The following is a 6,193-nucleotide window of genomic DNA, read 5'->3' as shown; positions in this document are numbered from 1 at the left end:
AAGAGGATGGTCCCGCCGCCCGATCCAGGAACGAGAACCTGCGAACAACCAGGCACTTCGGCCGGGCCTTCTGGAAACGGCTGACGGGCTATCACGCCCGAAGTCGGATCGAAGCCCAGATGCTCCGCCTCAAAGCCTTTGGGGACCGCATCGCCTCACGCGACCCCGACCGCCAAGCCGCCGAGATCCACACCCGCATCGCCCTGATGAACCGCTTTTCAGCCCTGGGCAGGGCGGAGATCGTGCGCGCCGTCTGAACCGAAGGGGAAAGGGCCAAGCTCGGCCTCAGACCGAGTTATGCAACAACGCCCCTTTGCGGACCTAATGCGCCGTAAGCGGCATCCGGAACACGAAGCGGGTCTGCTCGGGCGTGGAGGTCACGCCGAGGGAGCCATGGTGCGCCTGGGCGATCTCGGCCGCAATGTAGAGGCCCAGGCCGAGGCCCTTCTGCTCAGACCGCGCGCCGCGCGCGAACGGCTCGAACATCTGGGCTTGCAGATCGGGTGGGATCGGCTTTCCGCCGTTGGCGACCGACAGGGTGAACTCGGCACCCTGCGTTGTGGCGCCCACCTGGATGGGCTGGCTCGGGTCGCCGTGCGCTACTGCATTACCGAGCAGGTTCGAGAGCATCTGGCCGATGCGGTCGGGGTCACAGTAGACCGGCGCGGTCAGATCGAGGTCCGAGAGGATGCGGCACTCCGGATGGCTGGCCCGGGCCTCGGCCACGACATGCTCCAGCACCGGCAGGAGCGGATCCCGCGTGCGGCGGTGCAGCTCGATCCCGCCGCCCAAGCGGAGGCGGGCGAAGTCGAGCGTGGTCTCGACGAGCTCCCGCATGCGGACCACGCTCAGCTTCATCAAGGGCAGGAGCGCCTGCGCGGTGTCGCTGGTCGGATCCCGTCTGAGAAGGCGCAGGCCGGCGTCGATCGCGGTGAGCGGGTTGCGCAGGTCATGGCCCAGCACCGCCACGAAGCGCTCGCGCAGCTCGGCCATGCGGCGCTCGTTCTCGAGCGCCTCGGCCACGGCCGTCAGCCTGGCATCCGCTCCCGTGTCCCCCGGCAAGGAACGCCGACGCATCTCCAGCAGGGTCGCGGCCTGCCGGGCCAGAGCCTTGAGCCCCATGGCCTGCGCCTCGGTCAGGCCCTCCGGCCGAGGTGCGGTGTCGATCACGCACACCGCGCCCAGCGGCACGCCGGCGCGGGTCCTGAGCGGAGCTCCGGCGTAGAAGCGGATGCAGGGCGCCTGGGTGACAAGAGTGTTGTCGGCCGTGCGTGGGTCCTCTCGGAGATCGGGAAGAACCAGCACGTCCGGCATGCTCATGGTGTACTTGCAGATGGACTGCTCGATCGGGGTCTGGTCCATGGGAGCGCCCCGATGCGCCTTGAACCATTGCCGCTCGTCGGTCACCAGAGTCACAAGTGCGATCGGCGTCTGGCACAGGGCGCTGGCCAGGAGCACCAGGTCGTCGAACTCGGCTTCGGGCGGGGTGTCGACAATATCGAGGTCAGCCAGCGCCGCCAGACGCGCCGCCCTGACCTCACCGGGTTCTATGAACTCGCCCATGACACCAACCGATAAAACCCACAGGGCACATATAGCAGACGAGCGGCCGTTCGGCCCGGCATGTTCCCACGGCGGGACGGGCGCTGCGACTGCAGATTTGATGTCCAGATCAACTAAGCAGGATCTTCGACGAGGCCCAGCCGGTGTCAGGAAGCGAAGCGGGCCTAGATCGAAACGGTAAACAGTCAAGATCCAGCAACATTATTGTTGCTAAGTTGATCGCTGTGTCGTTAGGTCAGGCTCAAGGGGCTCCTTCGTCGGATGGGATCGGGTCGTCATTGCGATCCCGCTCGCCGCATCTTTGAGCCCCGAGTGGAGGGTGCGTGATGTGTGACGGACTGCGGATGGCCGAGCGACAACGGCGCATCGCCTGACTTCAACCACAGCATCGGTTTTCGGTCTGGCTCGGGTAGGGCCAGGGCACCGTCGCGCGCCCTGATCTCCCGGCCAAGGATCGGTTTTTCGCAGAAACGCGCCGGGGTGGGCGCGAAGGGGAGATCTTTGCCATGGCCTCGACCTTGGTCTTCAAGGAAACACTGAGCTACAAGACGCCCATGGGCGTGGATGACCGCGGGGTCGCGGACGAGGACCGGGTCGGCACCCTCAAGATCAGCGACCTCTTGTCGAACGACCTGGGCGGAGCCGCCAAGTCCTTCTACGGGGTGGACCAGACGGACCCGCGCCGGGCCACCATGACGGCCACCACGGCCCAGGGCGCGACCATCACCGTCAACATGACCACGGGCGAGATCTCCTACGACCCGAAGCTCGCGCTCGAGGGCAAGATCCAGACCTTGGCTGCCGGCGAGACTCTGGACGACAGCTTCACTTACACGATCCGCATGGCGGATGGCACGCTCAGCACGGCCAAGGTCGTCCTGACCGTCAGCGGCATGAATGACTACGTGCTCATCCAGTCGGAGGCGCTGGGCAGCAAGTTCTCGGGGACGGTGACCGAGGACGCCGACGCCACGGCCTCGACGTCGGACAGCCTCTCGGCCACGGGAGTGATCAAGTTCGTCGACGACGACCTGAGCGACACCCACCAAGTCGGATTCACGAAGACCTCTCAAGGTGACGCCCTGGGCACCTTCTCTCTCTCGCCGATCAGCGAGGCGGCCAATGCCGCGAACGGCAGCCTGACCTGGAGCTACACCGTCGACAGGGCCGCCTCCCAGTATCTGGCGGCCGGCCAGACGGTGACCGAGACCTATGCGGTCCGGATCACCGATGGGCACAACGAGGCGGCCTCCGACGGCGTCCAGGTGATCACGGTCACCATCACCGGCACGAACGACGCGGCCACCATCAGCGGCACCGCGACAGGTGGCGTGGTCGAGGACGGCAACGCCGACAACAATGATGCGACCTCACAGACCGTCTCGGGCCAGCTCACGGTGGCGGACGTGGACCAGGGCGAGGCCCGGCTCCAGGCCATTGCGGCCGGCACGGCGGGCGCGAACGGGCACGGCAGCTTCGAGGTCCTGGCCGATGGCCACTGGACCTACTCGCTGACCAACGGGCAGGGGGCCGTGCAGGGTCTGAGCGCGGACGAGACACTGACCGACAGCATCGTGGTCACCTCGAAGGACGGAACCGCGACGCAGGCGATCAACGTGACGATCACCGGCACGAACGATGCCGTGCAGACCCGGGACGGCGGCTTGGTCACGGGCCAAGTGGCCGAGGACGGAGCGACCCAGTTCGTCCAGGGTACCATCGCGTTCACCGACGCGGATCTCCGGGACGTCCACACCGCTAGCTTCACCAAGACCTCGGAAGGTCCCGCCCTCGGCGTCCTGCACATCAGCCCAGTCATCGAGAACGCGACCACGGCCGACGGGGCCGTCAACTGGAACTACCAACTTGACAACGAGGCGGCCCAGAGCCTGGGAGCCGGGGAGACCGTCACCGAGACCTACGCGGTGAAGATCACGGATGGACACGGCGGGGAGAACACCCAGGTCGTCACCATCACCGTCACCGGCACGAACGATGCGCCCTATCTCACCGCCGTCGATGGCAGCGACACGGCCTTGCGGCCCTCCATGAAGCGGACGGCACCCTGCAGGGGTCGGCCCATCTGACCCTGATCGACAAGGACGCGACCGACACGGTCACGCTCCAGTCGCAGAACGTGAAGGTCTTCCTGACGGACACGGCGCCGGATTCCGCTATGCTCGTGGGGACGCCCGGCCTCGAGGACACCGACCTCGCGGCCTACGGGCTCACCAAGGCCGACGTCCTCAGCATGCTCTCCGTCCATCCGACGAGCGGGAACGCCTACGTCCACGATGGCACGGAAGGGACGGTGACCTGGGCCTTCAACTCGGGGGGCGACGCCTTCGACTTCCTCCGCGAGGGCGAGGTCCTGACCCTCTACTACAACCAGGTCCGCCCCAACGACGGCCATGGTGTGACCACCACCGGGGACGGCGGCATCACCATCCAGATCACCGGCACGAACGACGCGGCCCACATCGCCCTCGCGCAGGGCACGGACGTCGACGTCAGCGAGGACGAGAGCCCGACCACGCTGACGGCCCAGGGTCACCTCACCGTCAGCGACGCGGACCAGGGCGAAGCCGCGTTCCAGACTACCGTCACCAAGGCCCAGGGCACCCTGGGCAACCTCGTGCTCGCGGCGGATGGCAGCTACACCTATTCGGTGGCCAACAGCGCCGTGCAGGGCCTCGGAACGAATGAGACCAAGGTCGAGACCTTCACGGTCAAGTCGGCCGACGGCACGAGCCAGGACGTGAGCTTCACCATTCATGGTGCCAACGACGTGGCCCAGATCGGCGCCGGGTCGGGCACCCAGACGGAGATCCTCGACTTCGAGGGCGTCGCAAGCGGCAACACCTATACCGAGGACGGCCTCACGCTCACGCTGCTGAACTCCTCAACGCCCGCCTTCGCCATCGGCGACTTCGACGGGGACGGCGACAAGGAGCTCCGCCTCAACACCAATGTCGGCGGGCAAGGCTATGTGCTCCAGATGGCGGATGGATCGCAGTTCACGATCCAGGGCGTGGACGTGGAGCGCTCGGACGGCTCCTACATCGGCATCATCGGCTCCAACGGCAACCGCACCTTCAGCGGCGGCGTCGAGACAAAGACCTTCGGCACCTACTTCGCCAACCTCGACAACGCTCAGCTGTCCGGCTTGGTCGACATCGACCACCTCGTCATCACGCATCAGGTGCCTGCCGGTGCGGCGGGCGAGGTCACCGAGGACCAGGCCGCGACCCTGAGGGCCTCCGGCGCGCTCACCATCACCGACGCGGACGCCGGCGAGGCCAGCTTCCGCACCCAGAGCGGCACCGCCGGCTCGAACGGCTTCGGCACCTTCGCGCTTGATGCCTCCGGGCACTGGACCTACAGCGCCGACAACGGCAGCGCCGCCATCCAGAAGCTCGGGGCAGGTCAGACCCTGACAGACAGCTTCACGGCCGTGTCCTTCGACGGCAGCGCAAGCCAGGTCGTCACGGTGACCATCCACGGCACCAACGACGCGGCGGCGATCGGGCTCGCCCAGGGTGCAGACACCTCCGTGACCGAGGACGAGAGCGCGACCACGCTGACCGCCACGGGTCACCTGACGGTGAGCGACGCCGACCAAGGCCAAGCCTCGTTCCAGACACAGGCCCTGAAAGGGCAGGGGGTCCTGGGCAACCTGGCTGTCTCGCCGATGGCAGCTACAGCTACTCGATCGCCAACAGCTCCGCGCAGTCCTTGGCCGCGGGCGAGAGCAAGGTCGAGACCTTCACCGTCAAATCCGCGGATGGCACCAGCCACGATGTCAGCTTCACCATCCATGGGGCGAACGACGCGGCGGTCATCGGCTTCGCACAAGGGGCCGACACCTCGGTGACGGAGGACGAGAGCGCGATCACGCTGACAGCCTCGGGCAAGCTCACGATCAGCGACGCCGACCACGACCAGGCGTTCTTCCAGACCGCAGTGACCAAGGGGGCTGGCGCCTGGGGCAACCTTACCCTCGACGCCAGCGGCAACTACAGCTACTCGGTGGCCAACAGTGCCACGCAGGGGCTGGGCGCCGGCCAGACCCATACTGACACCTTCACGGTCAAGGCGCTGGACGGTACGACCCACGAAGTCAGCTTCACCGTGAACGGCCAAGACGAGGCTCAGACCGGCACGGTTGTCGATTTCGAGGACGTCACAACAGGATATGTTCCCGTCACATATGCCGGGTTCCACTGGGATACCCCCGCGGGCGAATATCTCGGTTATGGGGTGCCTGTCGACACCGGCCTGGTGATGGGAGGGCCCGGCGGACCTGCGGACGGCGGCAATTCTCCCGACGGCACCCGGTATGTCTGGACCAACGGGGGCATAGACCCGGTCATCATCACCCGCGCGGACGGGGACGACTTCTTCTTCGAAAGTCTCCTGGTGAGCACCCATCGCGCCAGCGACGTGACGCTGAGCGGATATAACAATGGACATCTGGTCGGTGAGGTGACTCATTCCTTCCCGGATGGAGACGTGGGCGTGACGATGACGGCCGACTGGGGGGCCATCGACACTCTTGTGCTCAATGCCTCGACCAACCCAAATGTCGGCTTCGACGACCTTACCTACTCCCTCGCCTGAACCCACTCCT

General features: G+C 66.3%; 3 protein-coding genes and 3 pseudogenes. 5 read left to right on the top strand and 1 reads right to left on the bottom strand.

The annotated features are described in order from the left end of the window. Positions 1-257 (top strand): annotated as a pseudogene (locus RUMESO_RS15955) (IS5/IS1182 family transposase); the annotation flags it as partial. Positions 258-321: 64 nt separating this feature from the next. On the opposite strand, the gene RUMESO_RS15950 reads toward RUMESO_RS15955, so the two are convergent. Continuing rightward, positions 322-1,563, bottom strand: coding sequence for a GAF domain-containing sensor histidine kinase (locus RUMESO_RS15950; protein ID WP_051521392.1), 1,242 nt, complete (start codon positions 1,561-1,563; stop codon positions 322-324). Between the two features lie 506 nt (positions 1,564-2,069). On the opposite strand from RUMESO_RS15950, the gene RUMESO_RS15945 reads away from it, so the two are divergent. The 4 genes and pseudogenes from RUMESO_RS15945 to RUMESO_RS15935 all read left to right on the top strand — a co-directional run bounded on the left by RUMESO_RS15945 (position 2,070) and on the right by RUMESO_RS15935 (position 6,183). Continuing rightward, positions 2,070-3,650, top strand: coding sequence for a VCBS domain-containing protein (locus RUMESO_RS15945; RefSeq protein WP_037281533.1), 1,581 nt, complete (start codon positions 2,070-2,072; stop codon positions 3,648-3,650). A gap of 89 nt (positions 3,651-3,739) precedes the next feature. Next, positions 3,740-5,119 (top strand): annotated as a pseudogene (locus tag RUMESO_RS15940) (VCBS domain-containing protein); the annotation flags it as partial. Positions 5,120-5,274: 155 nt separating this feature from the next. After that, a pseudogene (locus RUMESO_RS28610) lies at positions 5,275-5,388 on the top strand (VCBS domain-containing protein); the annotation flags it as partial. Then, entirely contained in the window at positions 5,377-6,183 is an 807-nt protein-coding gene (locus RUMESO_RS15935; protein WP_245639302.1) for a VCBS domain-containing protein, read from the top strand. The pseudogene RUMESO_RS28610 and the gene RUMESO_RS15935, both read left to right, overlap by 12 nt. The last annotated feature ends 10 nt before the right edge of the window (positions 6,184-6,193 follow it).

Source organism: Rubellimicrobium mesophilum DSM 19309, from assembly GCF_000600335.2.
Lineage (GTDB): Bacteria > Pseudomonadota > Alphaproteobacteria > Rhodobacterales > Rhodobacteraceae > Rubellimicrobium > Rubellimicrobium mesophilum.
This window is presented reverse-complemented; position numbering and strand designations above follow the sequence as displayed.